Origin of the sequence: Niveispirillum sp. SYP-B3756, assembly GCF_009495745.1 — a bacterium.
Lineage (GTDB): Bacteria > Pseudomonadota > Alphaproteobacteria > Azospirillales > Azospirillaceae > Niveispirillum.
The window spans coordinates 359,775-382,194 of the sequence record NZ_WIDQ01000001.1 but is presented as its reverse complement, the minus strand read 5'-3'; the positions used below and the strand labels follow the sequence as shown (position 1 = coordinate 382,194).

The following is a 22,420-nucleotide window of genomic DNA, read 5'->3' as shown; positions in this document are numbered from 1 at the left end:
GAATCACCGTCACCCCGGCGAAGGCCGGGGTCCAGAATCACAGGCACTTTGCTCTACGAACCTGGACCCCGGCCTTCGCCGGGGTGACGGTGGGGATACAGTAAGGTATTGATAATGAATAAAAAAGTCCCAGACAGACACTGAGGGGTGCCGGTTGCCCGGCCCCCATCCGCCGATCACAGATCCCATTCCTTCTTCTGTGCCGTCAGATATTTCTCCACCTCTCGGCGCAACGCGCCATAGCCAACCAGGCACAGGCCGAGGCGCACCAGGGTGCGGGTCAACCAGCCGAAACCGGCCGTCAGCGCCGTGCCCAGGGCGCGGGCGCGCCGTTCCACCTGTTTGGCCACGGCGGCAGGGTCGACGGCTCCCACCGGCCAGGGTTCTTCCTTCTGTTCGGGTATCTTGTAGCGGGGATCGATGCTCACCCCGCCGCCATCGCGCAGCAGCGGGATGATGGGCAGGAAGCGCTTGCCATGTTCGTCCAGGGCGACCTTGCCATCATAATCCAGCGCGTAATAGGCGGCGGCAAAGGGCTTGTCCTTCCAGTTCTTGAACAGCGGATTGTCTTCCGGCAACACCATATGATCCAGCAGCAGCTTTTGCGCGTTGCGGCGGCCCAGCATGAAATCATGCACCCGCTGCCGGCGGGAAATAAAGCCGCCGAACCCGCCCAGAAAGCCGCAGGCCAGGCTGTATTTTCCCTTCACCGGCTTGCCCGCCTTGGGCACCACGATGAAGCGGCTGAAGACATTTTCCACATTGGCCAGGATCAGATCCTTGGCATTGAAGCGGGCCTGTTCCTTCATCACCGACAGAAGATTGACCAGGGCACGGGTGACGGTCAGGGCAGACGCCTCCGCCGGGCCATAATTCGGCACTTCCGGGAAGGGGTTCACCATCAGCACGCTGCGCGTCGCCTCGTTCCCCTTGCGCGGATTCTGCCCGCAGCCGCCGGCCAGGATGTCATGCGCCACGCCGAACGGGTCATTATCGATCACCCCGCCATCAATGCCGGCATAGGGGCGGGGCTGGGTATAGGCGGGGTCTTTTCGGTCCGGCCAGTCGCTGCCCTGCGGCGGCACCACCACCAGATCATCCCCATCGGCGAAATAGACGCGATAGGCGTAATCTTCCGGCTTGGCCTGCATCTGGCGCGGTGGCAGGCCGATGGGGAAGGCCCCGCTGGCAATGGCCGCATCGGTCAGCCGGGTCCAGTCGCTACCGGGGCTGGGCGGGCCGGACAGGGGCTGTTCGTCGGGAAAGGCCGGCTGTTGCGTTGGACCGCCCGGCACCGCCACGGCAAAGCGCGCCTGATCGCCATGCTGCATCATGCCCTGGCCGGCGGTGCTGTTGGCAAAGGGCACGAAATAGGGCACGCCCCGGCTGTTCGACTGGGTCAGGATCACCCGCAGCGGGTCGGCCAGCCAGCGCCGCTTGACGGGGGGCAGGGTGCTGGCATCGGCCAGGGCGCGCTGGGCGATGATGGGCAATACGCTGCCATCCAGCAGCGATTGCGGCGCCTGCCCCTTGGCGATATCCGTGTCCGCCAGCAGATTGGCGATGCCGATGCGGTTGACCCAGGTATCGAAAATCGGGTTGCCGGTGGGCTGTTCCCCGCCGCCGGGATTGGGATCGCTGGCGAAATGCTTGAAATCGCGGTCGCGCAGCACGGCCAGCAGGGCGGCATTGATGGCGCCGGCCGATGCCCCCGTCAGCACCCGCACCAGCACCTTATGGTCGGGGATAAGGTCGCGCATGGCGGGATCGTCCATCGCCGCCTGCCAGGCATCCAGCGCCTGCACCAGGAAATCCATCACCCCGGCGATGTAGGCCCCGGCGGAGATCGCCCCCGCACTGGTCAGCCCCAGCTCATAGGGCTCGTCGGGCAGGTTGGGCTGTGGTCGCACCCGCGGCGACAGCTCCGCCACCGGAAAATCACGCGTCTGTTCCGATGCGCGTAGAACAACCCCGGACATGTGGTCCCTCCCCCGTCAATCTGCTTTCCATCCTTTTATAAGACGGGAATGATTGCAATATTTTTGCTACCTCAGATAATCGCCGGTCATGCGGTCCCCTTTGTCCGGGTATGCCCGCCCCGGCTCGGGCGGTGATTGACCGTCGGGCGCAGCCGACCTAGGGTGCGGGCGTTATGTGTAACCCCTTGGTCATTGGTGATGACGATGAGCGATCAGGAACTGGCATTGGCGGCGAAGGCTTGGCCGTTTGAGGAGGCACGCAAACTGGTCGCGCGCCTTGGCGGCAAAGCCCCGTCCAAAGGCTATGTCCTGTTCGAGACCGGCTACGGCCCGTCGGGCCTGCCGCATATCGGCACCTTTGGCGAGGTGGCGCGCACCACCATGGTGCGCCGCGCGTTTGAACGCATGGCCCCTGGCGTGCCCACCCGTCTGTTCGCCTTTTCCGACGATATGGATGGCCTGCGCAAGGTGCCGGACAATATCCCCAATCGGGAAATGGTGGCCCAGCATCTGGGCAAGCCGCTGACCAAGGTGCCGGACCCGTTCGGCACGCATGAAAGCTTCGGCCATCATAACAACGCCATGCTGCGGGACTTCCTGGACCGGTTTGGCTTTGAATATGAGTTCCAGTCGGCCACCGACTGGTATACGTCCGGCCGCTTCGACCATGCCCTGCTGGCCGTGCTGCGCCATTATGATGAAGTGATGGCGGTGATGCTGCCCACCTTGGGTGCTGAACGTCAGGCAACCTACAGCCCCTTCCTGCCCGTCAGCCCCTCCACCGGGCGGGTTTTGCAGGTGCCGCTGCTGGAACGCAATACCGATGCCGGCACCATCGTCTTCGAGGATGAGGACGGCAAGAAGGTCGAGGTGCCGGTCACCGGCGGCCATGTGAAGCTGCAATGGAAGCCGGACTGGGCCATGCGCTGGTTTGCGCTGGGCGTCGATTATGAAATGGCCGGCAAGGATCTGATCCCGTCCGTCGAACTGGCCGGCAAGATCGTGAAGATCCTGGGCGGCACCCCGCCGGAAGGCTTCAATTACGAGCTGTTCCTGGATGAGAAGGGTCAGAAGATTTCCAAGTCGAAGGGCAATGGCCTGACGATGGAAGAATGGCTGCGTTATGCCCCGCCGGAGAGCCTGGCGCTCTATATGTTCAACAAGCCGCGCGCGGCCAAGAAGCTGTATTTCGATGTCATCCCGCGCGCCGTGGACGACTACCTGACCTTTGTGGAGAAGTTCGACGCGGCAGAGCCGGCGCAGAAGCTGGAAAGCCCCGTGCTCCACATCCATAACGGTGTGGTGCCCAGCGCGGTGAAGGGCACGGCGGGCCTGACCTTTGGCCTGCTGCTGAATCTGGCCGGTGCGGCCAATGCCGAAAGTGCCGATGTGATGTGGGGCTTCATCCGTCGCTATGCGCCGGGTGCCTCCCCGGAGACGACCCCGTTCCTGGATAAGCTGGTCGGCTATGCCGTCACCTATTACCAGGATTTCGTCAAGCCGACGAAACAGTACCGCGCCCCGACGGAGCAGGAACGCGCCGCCATTACCGAGCTGCGCACCGTGCTGGCCGGGCTTGCCACCGACACGCCGGCCGATCAGTTGCAAAATCAGGTGTTCGAGGTGGGCAAGAAGCACGGCTTCACCGAGCTGCGCACCTGGTTCCAGGCCCTGTATGAGGTGCTGCTGGGCCAGACCACCGGCCCCCGCATGGGCAGCTTCATCGCGCTTTATGGCGTGACTGAAACGGTCGCCCTGATCGACAAGACGCTGGGCTGAGTGTTCATCCCCTCCCGGCTGGGGGTGACCCCGCCGGGAGGTGTTTTCTACTTTCGTGTTTTCAGCGCCGCCCAGACGGCGCGGCGTTCATCCGGGGTCATGCTGCCCCAGCCGGTGATCTCCGCCAGCGTGCGGCGGCAGCCGGTGCAGAAACGTCCCTGGCGGTCCAGGGCGCAGCGGCGCTGGCAAGGGCTCGGCACATAATCATCCGGATCGGGGATGTTCATGCCGCCCCCATGACCCCGGCCAAGTGATGGCCGCTGAGGAAGGCGGCCTCTGCCCTGGCATCCAGGCACCAATCCCCTGCCACACCGATGCCCAGTGTTTCATCGAACAGGAAGCCATCGCGCAGCGGCCGGCTGGGCAGGGCATACCGCCAGCGGTGGGCGGCGATGAAGGCCGGTGCGGCGTCAATGCCGGTGGCGGCCGCAAAGGCGGCCCGCAGCGGCCCTGTCACCTGATCGGCGGTTTCTTCCAGATGGCGCTGTGACCAGTCGGGGCTGGCATGGGCCACCCAACTGGCAGCCCCGCCGCGTCCCGGCTTGGCGCCATCATGGGCGATCCAGGAAAGCGGCCGATCCTCCCCGCCGGCGGCGGCGATGAAGGCGGCATCCCAGCCAATATCCGGCACCGGCCCGGCAAAGCCCAGCATCAGCGCCCAGCAGGGGGCCAGGATGGCCGCCGCCGCCTGTTCGGCCAGGGCCGGGGCGGGGATGCGCAGCAGCTCCACCACCTGCGGGGCCGGAATGGCCAGCACCAGCCGCCCGAAATGGCCCAGATCGCCGCCATCCTCCCCCTGCAAGTGCCAGTCACCGGGGCCGCCGCTGATGGCGGCCACCCGCGTGCCCCAGCGTGGGGCACAGGCGGCTGGCAGGTCGGCGGCCAAGCCATGGATCAGCCCGTTCATGCCGGGCGTGCCGACAAACCGTTCCACCGGATGCGGGCTGATGCCGCCATCGCTTTCCAGCCGGACGATGCGCCCGTCCCAGCGGGCGGCATGGCCGGCGCGCAGCAGCCCCGCCATCACGGCCTGAAAGGCAGGGTCGCGGGCGGTGACGAACTGCCCGCCATGATCGAACCGCCAATCCCCGGCCCGGCGGGTGGAAAGCCGTCCGCCGGGCCCGCGCCCCTTGTCGAACAGCGACACCGCGCGCCCTGCCGCCGTCAACCGCCTTGCGGCGGCCAGCCCGGCCAACCCGGCCCCGATGATGGCGATTGCGTGCGGCATGGTGCATGTCCTTTATGGGGAGCAATATGATAAGGGGCGGCCCCTCCCCTGTCTGGATAATAGATCACCCAGGTGTGGCTGCCAGGAGCCCCGTGCGGGCTTTCCGTCATGGCAACCGGGGTGATGGATTTTCTACTTTGTGGATACGCATGGGCATTAACCGAAACCCGATTGAGTGCTACTTATAATTCCAGATACCCCGCCTTCCCACCCCCCGTCCCAGGAACCTTCTGTTGCAGGACAAGCGTAGGACCGATCGCGGGAACGGGCCCCGGCCCGTGTCGCGGCTGTTTGGCCTGATCGGACACCCTGTCGGGCTGGCCGTGGGGCTGGCGCTATCTTTGGCCCTGTTGATCCTGGTGGCGGCCCATGGTGTGGCGGTGCTGGGGCTGATCCCCGATCCGCTGGCCCCGGCCGGTGGCCATGAATTGCCGGATTTGCTGCGCTGGCATCCGCTGGCTGATATTTTCTTCTGTCTGGCTTTGGGCGTGCTGGTGGCTGTGCTGGCCCATGGGTTGAAGCTGGAACTGGGCGCCCGCGCCCAGGCACGGGCCCAGGCGGCGTTGGAACCACTGGCCGCCCGCATCGCCCAGCTGGAAGCCGAAAAGGCAGAACTGGCGGCGGCGGAACGCAAATACCGGGACATGTATGAAACCGCCCTGGAAGGGCTGTTCATCACCGACACCGAAGGCCGCTTCCTGTCCGCCAACCCGGCCCTGGTCGCTCTGTTGGGCTATGAGAGCGAGGCGGAGTTGAAAAACCGCATCGCCGATGCCTCCGCTGACCTGTATGTCGATCAGGAGAACCGGGCGGAGATCACGCGCACCGTTCTGAAGCAGGGCTTTACCGGCAGCATGGAGCTGGAGGTTCGGCGACGGGATGGCAGCCCCATCTGGGTGGCGCTGACGGCGCGGATCATCCGCGATGCTGCCGGCACCCCCATCGCCTTTCAGGGGGCGGCGCGTGACATCACCGAACGCCGGCTAGACCGTCTAGCCCTGGAACAGGCGTTGGCGGCGGCGGAAATGGCCAACCGCGCCAAATCTGAATTCCTGGCCAATATGAGCCATGAGCTGCGCACGCCGCTGAATGCCGTCATCGGCTTTTCGGAGATCATCGGCACCCAGGCGCTGGGGCCGATGGGTAATGCCAATTATGTTGAATATGCGCAGGATATTCATGATAGCGGCCTGATGCTGCTGGAGCTGATCAACGACATTCTGGACCTGTCGAAGATCGAGGCCGGCAAGAAGGAATTGCAGGAACGCGTGGTGGATATCCCCCGCATCGTCCGGGCCAGCCTCCGGCTGGTGCGCGAACGGGCGGAAAAGGGCGGGGTGACCCTGGAAGCCGACATGACCGAAAGCCTGCCACCCGTGCGCGCCGATGAGGTGGCGTTGAAGCAGATCCTCTCCAACCTGCTGACCAATGCGGTGAAATTCACCAAGGCCGGTGGCACCGTCACCTGTGGTGCCCGGCTGGCGGAGGGCGGTCGGCTGGAACTGGTGGTACGCGATACCGGCATCGGGATGCGGGAAGAAGATATCGCCAAGGCCCTGGAACCCTTCCGCCAGGTGGAAGGCAGCCTGTCACGCCGCGCCGGTGGCGTTGGGCTGGGTCTGCCGCTGGTGCAGGCGCTGGCCCGGCTGCACGGCGGGGGCTGTCTGGTGAAAAGCCGGCCGGCCCAGGGCACCACTGTCACCGTCTGGCTGCCGGCCGACCGGGTGCAGGATCAGCCGCATCTATTTCTGGCTGGCATTGGCGGCTGAAACCCGCCCCACCTCTCCCAAAATGCTCCTTGAACACGGATACCTGACCGAAAGGTTAGGTCGCCCCGCTGTGCCTGTCACGATTGGCACAGGTGCGATTCGTTGCATTATGCATAAGTTATATTTATGCAATTGCACAATTCAAAAATTTGCATATTGCAGTGATTTCCCTCGGGCGTTTCTGTCCGGAGACATTCATAATTTCAACGATTTACCCTATGTCACCCACTTGGCATCGCGGATGCATTCCTTCCTCGGCATGAAGGCGACAAAGCCTCAAACACACTGAGCCGATGGAGTTGACAATGCTGAAGACTTTCGCCCGCGCCGCTGTCCTGACCGTTGCCACCGCCGCTGCCTTCGCCGCCCCGGCCCTGGCGCAGAATGCCAACGGCACCATCCAGCTGCGCGGCAGCGTCGCCCTGTCCTGCACCATCGCCGTTACCGACCTGTCGCAGTCGCTCTCCCTGAAGAATGGTGAGAACCAGAAGACGGTCGGCAATGTCACCGAGACCTGCAATTCCGGCAACGGCTACAAGATCACGCTGGCTTCCACCAATGCTGGCAAGCTGAAGTCCGGCAATAACGAGATCACCTATCAGGTCAATTACGACAACCAGGGCGGTGGCCTCACCTCCCAGATGGTGGTTGACCGCGCCAATGCCCAGTTCAACAAGAAGTCCGACCTGAAGGTCACCGTCCCGGCTTCTGACCAGTACATCGCTGGTGACTATTCCGACACCATCACCGTCACCATCGCTGCCAAGTAAGGCGGCCCCGGTCTCCATCGGCCATGCGGCCGGTTTGCCGCGTGGTTTCCTTCACCCCCGTCCTGCCCAGGACGGGGGTTTTTTCGTTGCGAAAGACAGGACCGACCCAGGCACCATGCCAAGGGGCGTGACCGGGGCCGCTGGATCGCCTATATCCAGTCACCGCTTTGTCATTTGCTGTTGCCGTGTCCGGGGGCCGTTCCTTGTCCGATTTTGAACAGAGATTTGGTGAGCCGCTGGCCCGTGTGATGATGCGCTTTGATGAATTGCGCGACGGGCTGGCCACGGGTGCCCTGGCGGGCGACGCCTTCGTCAAGGCCAGCCAGGAATATGCCGAGCTGGAGCCGGTAGCCGCCGCCATTGCCGAGATGCGCCGCGCCCGTGCCGACCTGACCGACCTGGCCGCCATGGCGGAAGGCGAGGATGCGGAGATGCGGACCCTGGCGCTGGAGGAACTGGCCGACGCCGAACGCCGCCTGCCGGAATTGGAACGCCAGGTGATGCTGGCCCTGCTGCCCAAGGATGAGGCGGACGAGAAGAACGCCATCCTGGAGGTGCGGGCCGGCACCGGTGGGGATGAGGCGGCCCTGTTCGCCGCTGAGCTGTTCGAGATGTATAAGCGCTATGCCGGCCTGCGCGGCTGGCGGTTTGAGGTGATGGAGATCAGCGAGACCGGCATTGGCGGCTATAAGGAGGCCAGTGCCACCATCACCGGGCGCAGCGTGTTCCGGCAGTTGAAATTCGAAAGCGGCGTGCATCGGGTACAGCGCGTGCCGGCCACCGAAACCCAGGGCCGTATCCACACCTCTGCCGCCACCGTGGCCGTGCTGCCGGAGGCGGAGGAGGTGGATGTACAGATCGATGAACGCGACCTGCGCATTGATGTGTTCCGCTCCTCCGGCCCCGGCGGCCAGTCGGTCAACACCACCGACAGTGCGGTGCGCATCACCCACCTGCCCAGCGGCATCGTGGTCAGCCAGCAGGATGAGAAAAGCCAGCACAAGAACAAGGCCAAGGCCCTGAAAGTACTGCGCGCCCGCCTCTATGAGGCGGAACGCCAGCGCCTGGCCAACGCGCGCGCCGCCGACCGTAAAAGCCAGGTCGGCAGCGGCGACCGCTCCGAACGTATCCGTACGTATAATTTTCCGCAGGGACGCATCACCGACCATAGGATTAATTTAACAGTTTATGGCAAGATTGATCGGTTCATGGCTGGCGAGATCGACGAGGTGGTCGATGCGCTGATCGCCCAGGAAGAGGCGGAGCGACTGGCCGAACTGCAATAGGCGGCCTTGCCGCGGCGTTGGCGACCCTGGTTACACCCTGTCCCAAATGGGGAGACACGCCCATGTCCGCCGTACCGCAGTTTTTTGAACAATTTCCCATGCGCCGCGTGACGGCGGCCGAACTGGATGCGGCGCTGGCGGAGGCCGATGCCCCGCCGCTGACCATCCTGTTCCTCTGGGGCCGCGACTGCCCCAATTGCGATATCGCCAAACAGGCCATCCTGTCGGCGCCGTTGCGGTTTGACTGGCCGCAGGTGCGCTGGCTGCAGGATAATGTCTATGACGACCTGGACATGGCGCACCGGTTCGCCCTGCACGGCATCCCGGTTTTCTTCGTCTTCCGGGGCAGCCGGCTGATGGGCCGCATCACCAGTTGGCCCGGTCTGGGGGAATTCACCCAGGCTATCGGGCGACAGATCGCGGCTTTGGGTGCCCATCCCCCCGTCGGGCATGACGGGCACCGGCCCTACCTGACCCTGGTGAAAGGATAGGCAGAGGACGAATGGCGAAAAACCCGTTAAGATGGTGTACGGCCTATGCTGTGCAGCCAAAGGGGGTAACCATGTCCGACCAGCCGGTTAACAGTCAGATCACCGATGCCGTGACGCAGGCCAATGTGAAGGTGGTGGGGGAGGCGGCAACCACCCTGGGCCTCACGCAGCTTTACAGCCTGGAAACAACGGCCGTTGCCGGGGCACCTGCGAAGGTGGCGCAGACCGGGGTCGCCGATAACCTGACAAGCCTGCTGACCGTGTTGAATGCCTTCAAGGGGGGCAACGGCCAGTCCTGAGTGTCTGTCCGGAAAGTTATCCTGACTTTCGAAACCCTGCCCGTTCTCCACCGTCATTCCCGCGAAGGCGGGAATGACGGTTAAGAGGTTGGAAAAGAAGTAAAAGTTCTTGGACGAACTCTGAGGCAGGGGTGGCGTCACGCCGCCCCGCAGGACCGGCGCACCACCAGTTCGGCCGGCATGGTGGCGGAAGGCGTGTCCTCCCCCTCCATCCGGCGGAACAGCAGGTCCACCATCACCCGGGCCCCGCGCGCCAGATCCTGGCGCACGCTGGTCAGTGGCGGGCTGCTATAGGCGGCGACAGTGATATCGTCAAAGCCGATCACGGCCACATCGTCGGGCACCCGCCTTCCGGCGGCGGACAGCGCCTTCATGGCGGCAATGGCGATCACGTCCGACACGGCGAACACGGCGTCAAAGCCGATACCGCTGTCAATCAGATGACGCATACTGTCATAGGCCGTATCCAGGGTGAAATGCGCCGGCTCCATCAAAGCGGGATCGGCCGGGATGTCGGCCTCGGCCAGGGCGCGCAGATAGCCCTCGCGGCGCAGGCTCACCTCCGGCACATCGGCGATGCCCAGAAAGGCGATGCGGCGGCGACCCTGGCGGATCAGATGGCTGACCGCCGTATAGGCGCCGCCGATATTGTCCGACCCGACCGAACAATAAAGCTGGTTGGGCATATGCGCGCCCCAGACCACCAGGGGCAAATGCGTGCGGGCAGTGTTGTTCAGCGCCTCATGCTGGTCGCTCTGCCCGATGACGATCAGCCCGTCGGTGCGCTGCGACTGGATCAGCCGGTCCAGCCAGCCCGGCTCCGGCTTGGCGATCTTGCTCAGCAGCACATTGTAATCGCGCGCCGTGATCTCATCGGCCAGCCGGCCGAACAGCTCAATGAAGAACGGGTCGGAGATTAACTGCCCCACCTCGTGCCCCAGCGGGATGACGACGCCGATGGTGCGGGTTTTCTTCAGGCGCAGGTTGCGCGCCTGTTCATTGATGACGTAACCCTGGGCCTGGGCGATGGCCAATATCTCTTCCCGCTTGGCGGCGGGGACCAGGGAACTGCCCGCCAGCGCGCGGGAAACGGTGGAAACCGATACCCCCGCCAGCCGGGCGATATCCGCCATCTTGATCGGTACTGCCATGCCTCTTGCCGCCTTCTTCGCGTTCCACCCTTTTTCAGCAGCATACAACCAGATCAGGTGGATTGTCGCCGAAAGTTACCCATCGCTAGGTCCGACTCGGTAGTTTTATTCCGAAAATATCTCCCATATTTTGGGAAGTTTACTACCACTGCCAGGTCAGCGCCACGGCGCCATATTGGTCACCCTTATCCTGGGTGGTGAATTCGCGGCTGCGGAAGACATGGGTATAGGTCAGGCGCACATCGTAAAGATTGATGGCGATGCCGGCCTGCAGGTCGCCGACCCAGAATTTCCGGTCGACGCTGCGGCTGTCGCGGAATGTATTGCCATCCAGGAAGATGTTGCGCGCCACGCCCCGGCCGGAAGCGCCGAAAAACAGATACCAGCCGATCGGGTGCGCGGCATCCGGTTCAAAAAAGCCGCTGCCGGGCAGCGATGGCTGGATGCGCGCCGGGCCGAAATCGGCGGGCAGGTGCCAGCCGGCGCGGAACATCAGCCCGGCATCGGCATAGGTGGAGACATTGCCCACCGCCCCGCCGACATGCGGCATCATATCGATGCCAAACCCCTGTCGGCCCAGCAGATCCTGCCGCCAGCTCCGCTGATAGGTCAGTACCAGCCCCGGTTCATTATGTAACTGGGTGTCCCAGCCCATGGGCTTGGGCGAATCGATCAGCTTATGGATGAATTTCTGCGCTGGCTCCGCCAGCGAGGCTGGGCCGATGACGCCCAGCGTCAGTTGCAACTGGTCCATCCGCTTGTTGTTCTCATTGATCAGCCCGACCGAGCCATGCAGCCAGCCGGCATAGGGCCGGTCGGTCCGGGGTGGATCGGCGACCTTGATATCGCTGGATGTGTACATGTTCTGGCCCAGCGCGAAGACGGCGCGCAGATGGCCATCCTGGGCGAAGAAGGGTACCAGTTGGGCCCATTCCTTCGTCCAGTCCGGCACCCCGTCGCGCGCCGTCGTCCAGACCGCCTGCACCCCGTTGGTGTAGTGCCGGTCGATATTATAGAACAGATCGTTTTCCAGGATCAGCGTCAGCGTGCCTGTTTCCGCCCCCGCCGTGGGGGTGTTGATCTGCGGGGCGGCCGGGTCCGCCGGTCCGTTTTGCGCCAGGGCAGGGCCGGTGATCAGCAGCAGGGCGGCGGACAAAAGGGCAGGCAGGCAGAGGCGCTGGCGCATGGTCGGCGTCACTTCCGTGATTTTGAGCGCTGTTCAGCAGTGGCAATGCAGGGAATGCCGGTCCAGGGCTATGACCGGCATCACTGCATCGCCCCTGCGCAGCGTCGCCGCCGTCAGACTTGCATGAACTCCCGCAGCAGGTCGAAGGTTCCCGCCGGCTGGTCGCGGAAGGTGCCATGCCCGCAGGCGGCAAACCGTTTCAGCGTCGATGTCGCCTTGGGCAGATGGGCGATCAGCTCTTCTGCCGCTTCCCAGGGGGTGATGGGGTCATCGTCACCGGCCAGCACCAGCACGGGCGATTGCGCCTTGCCCAGGCTTTCCCGGAAATCCATCCCCCACATCTCCCCATGACGGCCGGAGAAATGTTCCAGCACCTGCGGCCGGACGATGGAACGGGCGCGCCCGATAATGCCGCCGGGGGCGGGGTTGACCGTATAGCAGCCCATGCAGGTGTTGCTGTAGGTGGCCACCTTGTCGGCCCGCACATCGGTCCAGAAATCCCGCGCGGCGGCGGCGACATCTGCCCCGGCGCGGCGGTCAAAGGCGTTGATGATCCGGTCCAGTTGCATCCGCGCGGCGGTGGAAGACAGAATGACCCCCGCCGCATGGCCCGGATGGCGTTCCATATAGGCCTGGGCGACGAAGCCACCAAAACTGTTGCCCAGCACATAGGGCTTCTCAATCTCCAGCGCGTCGCAGAAGCCCTTCACATCATCGGCCCATTGCGCCAGCGTCCAGGTGGCGGGATCATCCCCGCCGCTGCGCCCCTGGCCGCGATGGTCGATATAGATCACCTGCGCCACGTCCGCCAACGCGCCGAAGGCCGGCTTGAAGGAGGCATGGTCGAACCCGGGCCCGCCATGCAGCAGGATCAGGGTTGGCCGCGCCCGCATCGTCTCGCCATCCGGCACCAGCTTGGCGCCCTCCACATCAAACCAGATCGGCGCACCATTCACCATCACCCGCACGGGACATACTCCTGCAATCGGTCATATTGCCAAAGAAACAGGCTGGCACAGGGCGTTGGGCAGGGCAATGGTTGCAGCACCCAAGGCGGCACCGTAAAATCTGCACAACTGCTTTCATAACCACAAAGGGGCGAAGCCCCATCCCATCCATGCACGGGGAAGGTTTCCGGACGATGCAATCCATCCATTCGCGCCGGCGGGCGCTGTTGCTGCTGGGGGCGACGACATTCATGCCGACCATCATGGGCGATCTGGCCGTGGCCGCCGAGGCGGTGAGCATCCCCCAACCCGGCCGGGGTGACCGGCTGGTCGGGGCTAATTTCGCCGGCCGATCGGAAGTGATCGCCCGCAATGGCGCGGCGGCCACCAGCCAGCCGCTGGCCACCCAGGTGGCGATTGCCATCCTGCAGCAGGGTGGTTCGGCCGTCGATGCGGCCATTGCCGCCAATGCCACGCTGGGCCTGATGGAACCGACCGGCAGTGGCATGGGCGGCGACCTGTTCGCCCTGGTCTGGGACCCCAAGACCAACAAGGTGCATGGGCTGAACGCCTCTGGCCGCGCGCCCAAAGGGCAGAGCCTGGAAGCCTTGACCCAGCGGCTGGGGCCGGGCAAGCCCATTCCGTCGCACGGGTCGCTGTCCGTCACGGTGCCGGGGGCGGTGGATGGCTGGTTCGAACTGCATGGCAAGTTCGGCAAGCTGTCGATGGAACAGGTGCTGGCGCCGGCCATCAACTATGCCCGCGACGGCTTCCCGCTGTCGCCTTTCATCGCCAAGGGCTGGGCCGGGAATTTCCGCCGGTTTGAGCAGTTGGGCGGGGTGATCGAAGAGTTTGAGAATGCCCGCAAGACCTATCTGATCAATGGCAAGCCCCCGGTGGCGGGGCAGATTTTCCGCAATCCCGATCTGGCCAATTCCCTGTCGCTGGTGGCCAAGGGCGGGCGCGATGCCTATTACAAGGGCACCATCGCCCGCACCATCGATGCCTATATGAAGCGCATCGGCGGCCCGCTGCGGTACGAGGATTTCGCCGCCCATCACAGCGACTGGGTGCAGCCCATCACCACCAGTTACCGTGGGCATGATCTGTGGCAGATCCCGCCCAATGGCCAGGGGCTGGCCACCTTGCAGATGATGAACATCCTGGAAGGGTACGACCTGAAGGCGATGGGCCATAACAGCGCCGATTTCATCCATGTCTCGGTGGAGGCCAAGAAGCTGGCCTTCGCCGATCGCTCCCGCTGGTATGCCGATCAGGCCTTCGTGAAGCTGCCCATCGAAAAGCTGATCTCCAAGGATTATGCCGCGCAGCGCCGGGGCCTGATCGACAGGACCAAGGCCGGCGCGCCGCAAACCGGCATCATGCCGGAAAGCCACGACACCATTTTCCTGACCACGGCCGACAAGGACGGGATGATGGTGGCGCTGATCCAGTCCAATTATCGCGGCATGGGATCAGGGCTGGTGCCCGATGGGCTGGGCTTCATGTTGCAGGATCGCGGGGAGCAGTTCGCGCTCGATCCCAAGCACCCCAATGTCTATGCGCCCGGCAAGCGCCCCTTCCACACCATCATTCCCGGCATGGTGACCAAGGATGGCCAGCCCTTCCTCTCCTATGGCGTGATGGGCGGGGCCATGCAGCCGCAGGGCCATGTGCAGGTGCTGGTGAACATCATCGATTTCGGCATGAATGTGCAGGAAGCGGGCGACGCCGCCCGCTGGCAGCATGAAGGCTCCCCCGAACCGACGGGGGAGAAGGGCGACGGTGTCGGCACGCTCTATCTGGAACAGGGGATTGCACCCGATGTGGTGGAGGCGTTGAAGACGCGCGGCCATAAGGTGGAGATCAAGCCCGGCCTGCATTATGGCAGCTACGAAGCCATTCTGCGCGATTCCGCCAATGGCGTTTACCATGCCGGCACGGAAATGCGCGTGGATGGCAATGCGGCGGGTTATTGAGGCACGCCAAGGGGCGCGGCTTTGCGCTATCTTATCGCCAAAGTGACGGGTTAACCATAAAGAACAGAAGGCAATCCATGGTCATTTCCCCCTCCCGCCGCGCCATGCTGGGCGGTGTTGCCACGCTGGCGCTGGGCCTTACCGGTGCGCTTCCCGCCTTTGCCCAGGCGGCCGGTCCCGGCCCGCTGACCCTGTCGCCCGCCGCCACGCCGAAGGACAAGGGCGATGTGGCCGCCCTGAATGCCTTCCTGGAAGAGGTGTATGAGGCGGCGCTGTCATTGTCACCGGAAACGCAGACCTATCGCGGGCGCAAAACCAATTATGACCGCTGGGATGATGACAGCGACGCCTTTGCCGATCTGGCCGTCGACCGTACCCGCCAGGCGTTGAAGCTGCTGCGCCAGGGCTGGGATCCGGCCAAGCTGCCGCCGGCTGCGCGGCTGAATTACCGGCTCTATGAAAATGAGTGCGAGATGGAGATTGCGGCCCACCGCTGGCGGGCCTGGAATTATCCGCTGAACCATCTCTGGGGCCGGCATACCGGCATCCCCAGCTTCCTGGTGAATGCCCATCAGGTGGCGGATATCGGCGATGCGCGGGCCTATCTGGCCCGGCTGGAGGGGATTCCCCGGCTGATCCAGCAGACCATCGATCGTGGCTATGACAGTGCCGCCAAGGGCATCATCCCGCCCAAATTCTCCCTGACCCGGATGCGGCCGGATATCCGCTCCATCATCAGCGGCGTGCCCTTCGATGACAGCGGCGACGACAATATGCTGTTCATCGATTTCAAGGCCAAGGTGGATGCGCTGAGCATTCCCCAGGCGGAGAAAGACAAGCTGGTGGCCGATTGCCGCCGTATCCTGGTGGAAAAGGTCAAGCCCGCCTATCAGGCGCTGGATGTGGCCGCCGGCAAGCTGGAGGAACAGGCGACCCAGGAAGATGGCGTCTGGAAGCTGCCGGATGGTGATGCCTATTACCGGCTGGCCGTAAAGCTGCAGACCACCACCGACATGACGCCGGACCAGATCCACGCCCTGGGCCTGAAGCATGTCGGCCTGTTGCAGGCGGAAATGCGCGGCATCATGGAGAAGGTCGGCTTCAAGGGCAGCCTGCAGGAATTCTTCCAGCATCTGCGCACCGATCCGAAATTCTATTTCAGCAATGATGAGGCCGGCCGCGCTCTCTATCTGACCCATTGCGAGAAGGTGCTGGCCGATTTCACCGCCCGGCTGGATGAATGGTTCATCACCAAGCCCAAGGCGCCGCTGGTGGTGAAGGCGGTGGAGCCGTACCGGGAAAAGACCTCCCCGCCGGCCTTTTATAACCAGCCCTCGCCTGATGGCAAACGGCCCGGCATCTTCTATGCCAACCTGTCCAACATGCAGGAAATGGCCAAATGGCAGTCCGATGCCATCATCTATCACGAGGGCATTCCCGGCCATCACATGCAGATCGCCATTTCCCAGGAACTGGGCGATGTGCCCAGCTTCCGCCGGTTCAGCCTCTATGGCGCCTATGTGGAAGGCTGGGGGCTCTATTCGGAGATGCTGCCTAAGGAGGTGGGGTTCTATCAGGATCCCTATGCCGATTTTGGGCGGTTGACGACGCAGATCTGGCGGGCCGTACGGCTGGTGGTGGATAGCGGTATCCATGCCAAGAAATGGACCCGCCAGCAGGCCATCGATTATTTTGTGTCCAACACCCCGCTGAACCGCGATCAGGTGGAGCGGGAGGTGAACCGCTACATCGTCAGCCCCGGTCAGGCCACCAGCTATTATGTCGGCATGTTGCGCATCATGGAGCTGCGCGAACAGGCCAAGCGGGAACTGGGCCAGAAGTTCGACCTGCGCCAGTTTCACGATCTGGTCCTGCGCACCGGCGCGGTGCCGCTGGAGATATTGGCCGAACAGGTGAAGGACTGGATCAAGACGCAGAAGGCGTGAGGATTGAACCAGACGCGGCGGGCCTCCTCTGGCCCGCCGTTTTTTTTGTGATGCGTGTCCAGCGGGAAGGTTATTGGTTTTCCGAAGCCTTGCCACTTCACCACCGTCATTCCCGCGAAGGCGGGAATCCAAAATCCGCGCTGTCTTATGGATTCCCGCCTTCGCGGGAATGACGGTTTAAACGATTGAAAAGTCGTAAGAAATTCATGGAAAGACTCTGAGAGGTCAGATGAAACGTCTGCTTGCTTCTGTTCTTCTGCTGGCGGCCCTTTTCCTGCCGGCAACCGGCTTTGCCGCGCCGGTTTTGGATGCCACACCCCGCATCGCCGTGATGTCGGCCTATGCCCCGGAACTGGTGGTGCTGCTGGCAGCAACCACGGACAAGCAGACGCACAGCATCAATGGCATTGATTTCACCACCGGCACGCTGGGTGGCAAAAAGGTGGTGCTGGTGCTGTCCGGCATCAGCATGGTCAATGCCGCCATGACCACGCAGATGCTGCTGGACCGGTTCGAAGTGCGGGCCCTGCTGTTCAGCGGCGTTGCCGGCGGGGTGGATGGGGGCTTGCATATTGGCGATGTGGCCGTGCCCGGCCGCTGGGGTCAGTATCTGGAAACCCATATCGTGCGACAGACGGCGGATGGTTCCCTGGCCCCGGTGCCCTGGGCCAGCCTGCCCTATCCGCCGATGGGGGTGTTCCAGCCCTCCAACGCCTATGTTCGCCGCGACGGCAAGGCGGAGCCGGAGCGCAAATTCTGGTTCGCCGTCGATCCTGCCCTGCTGGCGCTTGCGGAAAGGCTGGTGCCGACGGTGGCGCTGGATCGCTGTGCCGCCAACAAGACCTGTCTGGAAGCCACGCCCAAGGGGGTGGTGGGCGGTGATGCCGTCTCCGGTCCCGCCTTCATGGATAATGCGGCCTGGCGGGATTATCTTTCCCGCACCATGCAGGCGCGTGTCGTGGATATGGAAACGGCGGCCGTGGCCCTGGTGGCCGAACAGAATCATCTGCCTTTCATCGCTTTCCGCAGCGTCTCCGACCTGGCGGGGGCAGACCCGGATACCAACCGGATCAATACCTTCCTGGGATTGGCGGCCAGCAATGCCGCCAAGGTAGTGACCAGGTTTCTGGCGGAAATGCCGCTTGTAGAACGAAAGAGTTAACCCGTGAAGATGTAAATACCTATCCGATTGGGTGGGAAAACCCGGCTTTAAACCGAGCTGGAACGGTCTACAATCAATCAAAGAAGCTATGGTGACAAATAGCGAAGCTGGTTGAATTGTTGCGATCCGTCCTATCCCGCCGATCTTTTCTCGCCATGGGTGCTGCAGCCGGAATTTGTTCCGGTCGGCCTGCCCGGGCCAATGCGGGCCGCCTGCGGGTGGCCCTGGCTGCGCCGGGCCGGCAGTCCGACCCGTTCTGGCAGATGTCCGCGTCGATCATGCGGGCGGCGGCCCGCGATCTGGATATTGACCTGATCATCGAATGGGGGGAGCGCGACCGCAGCCAGATTATCGCGGTGGGCGAAGCACTGGTCGATCAGCGGCCCGACTATCTGCTGGTGGTCAATGAATATCGCACGGCCGTCCCCATCATTCAGGCCGCTCAGCGCCGCAATATCCCCTGCCTTCTCACCTTCAGCGGCCTGATGGAAGAAGATGTTGCCATGCTGAATAATAGCGGCGGGATTCAGTATTTGCTGGGCTCCCTGATGCCGGATAATCTCGGCGCCGGCCGCTTCATGGCCCACGCCCTGATTGAGACAGCGCGGCGGGCCGGCCTGTCCAGGGATAACAAGGTACCGCTGATCGCCATTGGTGCTACACGTTCCACCTCCTCGGCGCTGGACCGGTTGAACGGGCTTTATCAGGTGTTGCGCGCCGATCCCGCCGCTCAGTTGCTGGATGTGGTATCAGTGAACTGGAGCCGGGATGAGGCCTATCAGCGCACCCTGGCCCTGCTGCGCCGTCAGCCGCAGGTCAACGCTGTCTGGGCGGCCAATGATGATATGGCGCTGGGGGCCATGCAGGCCGCCAGCGATCTGGGCCGGCGCCCCGGCGGCGATATTTTCTTCGTCGGCCTGAACTGGCAGCGGGAAGCGCTGGATGCCGTGGCCGACGGGCGGATGCGCCTTTCCATGGGTGGCCATTTCCTGGTCGGCGCCTGGGCGCTGGCCCTGCTGCGCGACCATTTTGACAGCGGGCGGGGCCCTGTCACGGGTGTGCGCGAAGTGGTGAAGCTGGCCGTGATGGATCGGGAACGGGTGGCCTTCTATCGCCAGTATTTCGATGGCGGGGGATGGGAAAAGTTGGATTACCGGCGTTTCCGCCAAGGTAACGCCGCCCCTGGTTTCGCGGTGGAGCCGCTGCTGGTCCAATTGCCGCCGGCCAAACCGCTGGGCGACTTCCGGGGTTGAACAGGCCGGGCTCAGCTGCGGCGCTGAAATAGCGCCGCCACCGCTGCCTTGCCCTGTGCCAATCCCTCATTGGTCAGGTACAGGCTTTTACGTTTGTTGCGGGCATCATCGATCAGCCCCATGGCGTGCAGCTTATCCAGCACCGACCAGTCATAGCCTTTCCAGGTCTGATGCAACCCCTCCCGCCCCAGATAAAGCAGGGCCAGGGCGGCCTTGGCCACCGCCTCCTCATCAATCTGGTCCCAGTCGATGCGGTGCTGATCGACCAGCGCCTGTATTTCCGGTGTCATCCAGGGCTCTGAGTGGGACATCAGGCTTCTCCCTCTGCGGTGAGCAGGCTGGTGCCTGCATAGATATCGGCCAGGGACAGCTGCACATCCAGCAGGGCCAGGGGCAGCAGCGGCTGGCGGCTTGTCACCAGATCAATATGCCAGGGGCCGCCCGCTTCGGCGCGGTGATAATGGGTGATGCGGGCGGCCTTGGTGTCCAGCACCAGATAATGCCGCAGCTCCGGCATTTCCCGGTACAGTTCCCATTTCCAGCTGTAATCATCCTCTGCCGTGGATTTTGACAGAACCTCCGCCACCAACCCGGCGCCGCCGATGAATTGGTCTTCATCGCGCACCGGGCGACAGGTGACAAATACATCCGGATAGACGACATCCTGGGCGTGATCGGGGGCCAGCTTCTGGTTCTGCTGGAACGCCTCGCAGCCGTGCTGGCGGGCGGCAGGGGCCAGCAGCAGGAACAGGTTGCCGGCGATGCGGTTATGCACCACCTGCCCACCCGCCATCATGCGGATGATGCCGCCCAGAAATTCGTAACGATCCTCCGCCTGGGCTTCCCAGGCCAGGAACTCATCACGGCTGTTGATGCGGTAGCGTCGTGCCTCGGCCATGCCAGCCTCCCTCATCCTCGCCCCATCATAGGCCGAAATCGGGCCGGGATGAAGGGCGCCACGTGCGTTACCCCGGTATCCGCCGCACCGGCGGCAGGGCGTTGCACAGGTCGATATGGCCGGCGGGTCGGATGAAGAAATCATCCTGGCGTTGCCGCCGCGCCTCCAGCCACTGATCATAGCTGGGGCTCTGGCCCGACAAAACGTGGATTTTCTCCCGCGCTGCCGCCGGCACATCGGCGGCCAGTGTCACGGATTTGATCGGCGTGCGCTGTTCCGGCTTCTCATAGAAGCCCAGATTGCCGGTGCCGCGGGGCAGGGCCGTCAGATGCTCCATCCCCCACAGCACCCGGCCCACCACGGTGATCACCCGGTCCAGCGCGCGGGGGCTGTGGCCGATGACAGTGTAAAGCTCCGCCCCGCTGCCGCTGTCGGGGGCCATGTCGCGGCCCACACCGACTATGCCATAGCAATGGGTCATCCAGGCTTCACCAGTCTGCCGGTCACGGGCCGCGGGGAAAATGTCGGAAATCCCCACTTCCGGGGCAAAGGCATCCGGGTCGGGCAGCGGGGTGAAGGGCAGGCTTGCCACGCCGCCCGGTACGGTGAATTCCGGCGTCAGCCTGTCCTTGGCCGTCTTCATCGGGCGCGGGGTTTCTTCCGGCATCCCCCATTGGGTGACGTAATTATCCTGCACCCGCACCACAGCGGTGCCGTCATACCAATGTTCGCGCGCCAGCTTGCGCATATTGTCCACATGTGCCGGCGCGAAGCCGGGGGCCAGTTCCACCACCACCCGGCCCGTTGGCAGCTCTATATATAAAGTGTTCTCCGGCACCGGTTCGCGCCAATCCGCCAGGGGGGAGGCGTCCAGCACCTCCTTGGGCGTGGGATGGCGGGTGTCGGCCGCATCGGCAGGGGCCGCCAGTGCCAGGGCAAGGGCCAGCAGGGGCAGGCAACGGGCAAGGCGCATTTCGATTATTCTTTCCGTCGGGATTGCTGTGCGCCTACTGTCCCAGAAGCGACGGTTTCCCTCAAGGTTCCAGCTTTTTGCCGGTGAAGGGGTTCCAGCCCTTGGCGGCCAGCACGGCCCAGGCGGTGGCGCCCAGATGCGGCTGGCGGAAATAGAAGAAATCCGCCTCCTTGCTGTCCGGCCCGATGGCAAAGCCGGTGCTGAGCTTGGCCCCGCGTGTGGCCCAGAGATAGCCGCCGGGGCTGATATCGCCGGTCAGGCTTTCCAGCAGGGCGGCCGCCTTTTCCGCCTGACCGGTGGCGCGATAGGCGAGCGCTGCCTGTGCCGTGCCCTCCACCCACACACCATCGCGGTCGGCGTTGAAATCAAACCCGCCTGCCACCCCATGGGCCTGTTCGGCATAGGTGAGCGCGCGCCGCCAGTCCGCCGGCGCATCGGCCAGCAGCAGGGGCCAGAGCTGGGCATCCAGGCCGGAATTGCCCTCATTCACCGTGGTGCCATCCTCCAGCGTGCCGGTGGGGAACCAGCCCTTGTCCGCACGCCAGAGGGCATCCAGAAAACCACGCGCCCTGGCGGCCCCCTCCGCCCAGGGGCCGGGCGCGCCCGCGCGGTGCAGCCAGCCGAACAGGGCCAGCAGATCGGTATTATGCTCGGTCGATTTCCAGCTCAGCTTCACCGGCTGGGTATCATAGCCATGCAGCCCGCCGGTAAAGCCACCGGGGCCGCGCGTGTCGGCAGCATTGTCCAGCACCCATTGGCCCAGCTTGGCCGCCCCTTCCTGAAACCGTTTGTCGCCCGTCGATTCCGCCAGCGTCAGCAGGGCCAGTCCGGCCCAGGCGACATTGCCGGTGCTGGTGCCCACCTGATAGGCGTCTTCCGCCCAACGGCCCGGCTTTTCCTGCCACCAGCCATTGGGCGGGATGGGCCGTTCCTGCTGCGGCCCGGCGCGATAGGCAGTGCGCAGCCGCCCGGCCACCGATCCGGCCCGATCCTCCAGCGTGGCGGCCAGCAGCGCCTCCCCGATGCGTTTGGCCTGGGCGCGTTCACCACAGGCGGTCAGCGCGATGACGGCCAGGGCATTGTCATAGGTGAAGGCGGCAGTCTTCAAGGCCGGCTCCGCCGGCGCGCCGCTGCCGCTGGCGGCATCATAGCTGCGCAGGAAGGCGGGGCCTTTGCCGGGGATGCTGTCCACGGCGATGGAAAGGGTTTGGCAGGCACGACTCGCCAGAACCATACCGGGACGGGATTGCGCTAGGGACGCACCGGTCGTCACGCCGACCAGGGTCAACGACAGAATGGTCGCCTGATAAAATCCCCATTTCAT

The 22,420-nt window shown here is 63.9% G+C and carries 20 protein-coding genes; 10 read left to right on the top strand and 10 right to left on the bottom strand.

Annotation, left to right across the window (positions count from 1 at the left end; all coding sequences use genetic code 11):
• Positions 1-176 precede the first annotated feature (176 nt).
• Positions 177-1,979: a patatin-like phospholipase family protein gene (locus tag GE253_RS01810; RefSeq protein WP_153202407.1), complete on the bottom strand. Its 1,803-nt coding sequence runs from the start codon at positions 1,977-1,979 to the stop codon at positions 177-179.
• Positions 1,980-2,177: 198 nt separating this feature from the next.
• On the opposite strand from GE253_RS01810, the gene GE253_RS01805 reads away from it, so the two are divergent.
• On the top strand, positions 2,178-3,758 hold the full coding sequence (locus tag GE253_RS01805) for a lysine--tRNA ligase (RefSeq protein WP_153202406.1): 1,581 nt from the start codon (positions 2,178-2,180) through the stop codon (positions 3,756-3,758).
• Positions 3,759-3,805: 47 nt separating this feature from the next.
• Here GE253_RS01805 and GE253_RS01800 read toward each other — a convergent pair whose 3' ends face one another.
• Positions 3,806-3,985 (bottom strand): DUF1289 domain-containing protein, encoded by a 180-nt coding sequence (locus GE253_RS01800; RefSeq protein WP_153202405.1) that lies wholly within the window; start codon positions 3,983-3,985, stop codon positions 3,806-3,808.
• Positions 3,982-4,986, bottom strand: coding sequence for an FAD-dependent oxidoreductase (locus GE253_RS01795; RefSeq protein WP_153202404.1), 1,005 nt, complete (start codon positions 4,984-4,986; stop codon positions 3,982-3,984). Before GE253_RS01795 ends, GE253_RS01800 begins: the two co-directional genes overlap by 4 nt.
• 278 nt (positions 4,987-5,264) lie before the next feature.
• Between GE253_RS01795 and GE253_RS01790 the strand changes: the two genes are divergently transcribed.
• The 5 genes from GE253_RS01790 (at position 5,265) to GE253_RS01770 (ending at position 9,601) form a co-directional block, all read left to right on the top strand.
• Positions 5,265-6,755: an ATP-binding protein gene (locus GE253_RS01790; protein WP_153202403.1), complete on the top strand. Its 1,491-nt coding sequence runs from the start codon at positions 5,265-5,267 to the stop codon at positions 6,753-6,755.
• A gap of 305 nt (positions 6,756-7,060) precedes the next feature.
• A complete protein-coding gene (locus GE253_RS01785) occupies positions 7,061-7,525 on the top strand; it encodes a spore coat protein U domain-containing protein (protein WP_247878426.1) in 465 nt (154 codons plus the stop codon).
• A 203-nt stretch (positions 7,526-7,728) separates the two neighbouring features.
• Positions 7,729-8,811 carry a peptide chain release factor 1 gene (gene prfA / locus GE253_RS01780; RefSeq protein ID WP_153202402.1) on the top strand — a complete coding sequence of 361 codons (1,083 nt, stop codon included), beginning with the start codon at positions 7,729-7,731 and terminating at the stop codon, positions 8,809-8,811.
• A 62-nt stretch (positions 8,812-8,873) separates the two neighbouring features.
• Positions 8,874-9,302: a thioredoxin gene (locus GE253_RS01775; protein WP_153202401.1), complete on the top strand. Its 429-nt coding sequence runs from the start codon at positions 8,874-8,876 to the stop codon at positions 9,300-9,302.
• 71 nt (positions 9,303-9,373) lie between these two features.
• Positions 9,374-9,601: a RebB family R body protein gene (locus tag GE253_RS01770; protein ID WP_153202400.1), complete on the top strand. Its 228-nt coding sequence runs from the start codon at positions 9,374-9,376 to the stop codon at positions 9,599-9,601.
• A 137-nt stretch (positions 9,602-9,738) separates the two neighbouring features.
• Here GE253_RS01770 and GE253_RS01765 read toward each other — a convergent pair whose 3' ends face one another.
• From GE253_RS01765 to GE253_RS01755, 3 genes are all read right to left on the bottom strand, one after another.
• Positions 9,739-10,752, bottom strand: coding sequence for a LacI family DNA-binding transcriptional regulator (locus GE253_RS01765; RefSeq protein ID WP_211101315.1), 1,014 nt, complete (start codon positions 10,750-10,752; stop codon positions 9,739-9,741).
• Between the two features lie 142 nt (positions 10,753-10,894).
• On the bottom strand, positions 10,895-11,938 hold the full coding sequence (locus GE253_RS01760; RefSeq protein WP_153202399.1) for a lipid A deacylase LpxR family protein: 1,044 nt from the start codon (positions 11,936-11,938) through the stop codon (positions 10,895-10,897).
• A 113-nt stretch (positions 11,939-12,051) separates the two neighbouring features.
• Complete coding sequence (locus tag GE253_RS01755; RefSeq protein ID WP_247878471.1) at positions 12,052-12,897, bottom strand: alpha/beta hydrolase; 846 nt, start codon at positions 12,895-12,897, stop codon at positions 12,052-12,054.
• A gap of 182 nt (positions 12,898-13,079) precedes the next feature.
• Here GE253_RS01755 and ggt point away from each other — a divergent pair, with 182 nt between their 5' ends.
• The 4 genes from ggt to GE253_RS01735 all read left to right on the top strand — a co-directional run bounded on the left by ggt (position 13,080) and on the right by GE253_RS01735 (position 19,225).
• Entirely contained in the window at positions 13,080-14,864 is a 1,785-nt protein-coding gene (gene ggt, locus GE253_RS01750; protein ID WP_173012445.1) for a gamma-glutamyltransferase, read from the top strand.
• A gap of 77 nt (positions 14,865-14,941) precedes the next feature.
• Positions 14,942-16,810 carry a DUF885 domain-containing protein gene (locus GE253_RS01745; RefSeq protein ID WP_153202397.1) on the top strand — a complete coding sequence of 623 codons (1,869 nt, stop codon included), beginning with the start codon at positions 14,942-14,944 and terminating at the stop codon, positions 16,808-16,810.
• 229 nt (positions 16,811-17,039) lie between these two features.
• Positions 17,040-17,972 carry a 5'-methylthioadenosine/S-adenosylhomocysteine nucleosidase gene (locus GE253_RS01740; RefSeq protein ID WP_153202396.1) on the top strand — a complete coding sequence of 311 codons (933 nt, stop codon included), beginning with the start codon at positions 17,040-17,042 and terminating at the stop codon, positions 17,970-17,972.
• A gap of 218 nt (positions 17,973-18,190) precedes the next feature.
• On the top strand, positions 18,191-19,225 hold the full coding sequence (locus GE253_RS01735; protein WP_173012444.1) for an ABC transporter substrate-binding protein: 1,035 nt from the start codon (positions 18,191-18,193) through the stop codon (positions 19,223-19,225).
• An 11-nt stretch (positions 19,226-19,236) separates the two neighbouring features.
• Here the strand turns inward: GE253_RS01735 and GE253_RS01730 are convergent, their stop codons facing one another.
• The 4 genes from GE253_RS01730 to GE253_RS01715 all read right to left on the bottom strand — a co-directional run bounded on the left by GE253_RS01730 (position 19,237) and on the right by GE253_RS01715 (position 22,420).
• Positions 19,237-19,536: a DUF6429 family protein gene (locus tag GE253_RS01730; protein ID WP_211101314.1), complete on the bottom strand. Its 300-nt coding sequence runs from the start codon at positions 19,534-19,536 to the stop codon at positions 19,237-19,239.
• Positions 19,536-20,123, bottom strand: coding sequence for a Uma2 family endonuclease (locus GE253_RS01725; protein WP_160105440.1), 588 nt, complete (start codon positions 20,121-20,123; stop codon positions 19,536-19,538). Before GE253_RS01725 ends, GE253_RS01730 begins: the two co-directional genes overlap by 1 nt.
• 67 nt (positions 20,124-20,190) lie before the next feature.
• Complete coding sequence (locus GE253_RS01720; RefSeq protein ID WP_153202393.1) at positions 20,191-21,096, bottom strand: peptidylprolyl isomerase; 906 nt, start codon at positions 21,094-21,096, stop codon at positions 20,191-20,193.
• Between the two features lie 61 nt (positions 21,097-21,157).
• On the bottom strand, positions 21,158-22,420 hold the full coding sequence (locus tag GE253_RS01715) for a hypothetical protein (RefSeq protein WP_153202392.1): 1,263 nt from the start codon (positions 22,418-22,420) through the stop codon (positions 21,158-21,160).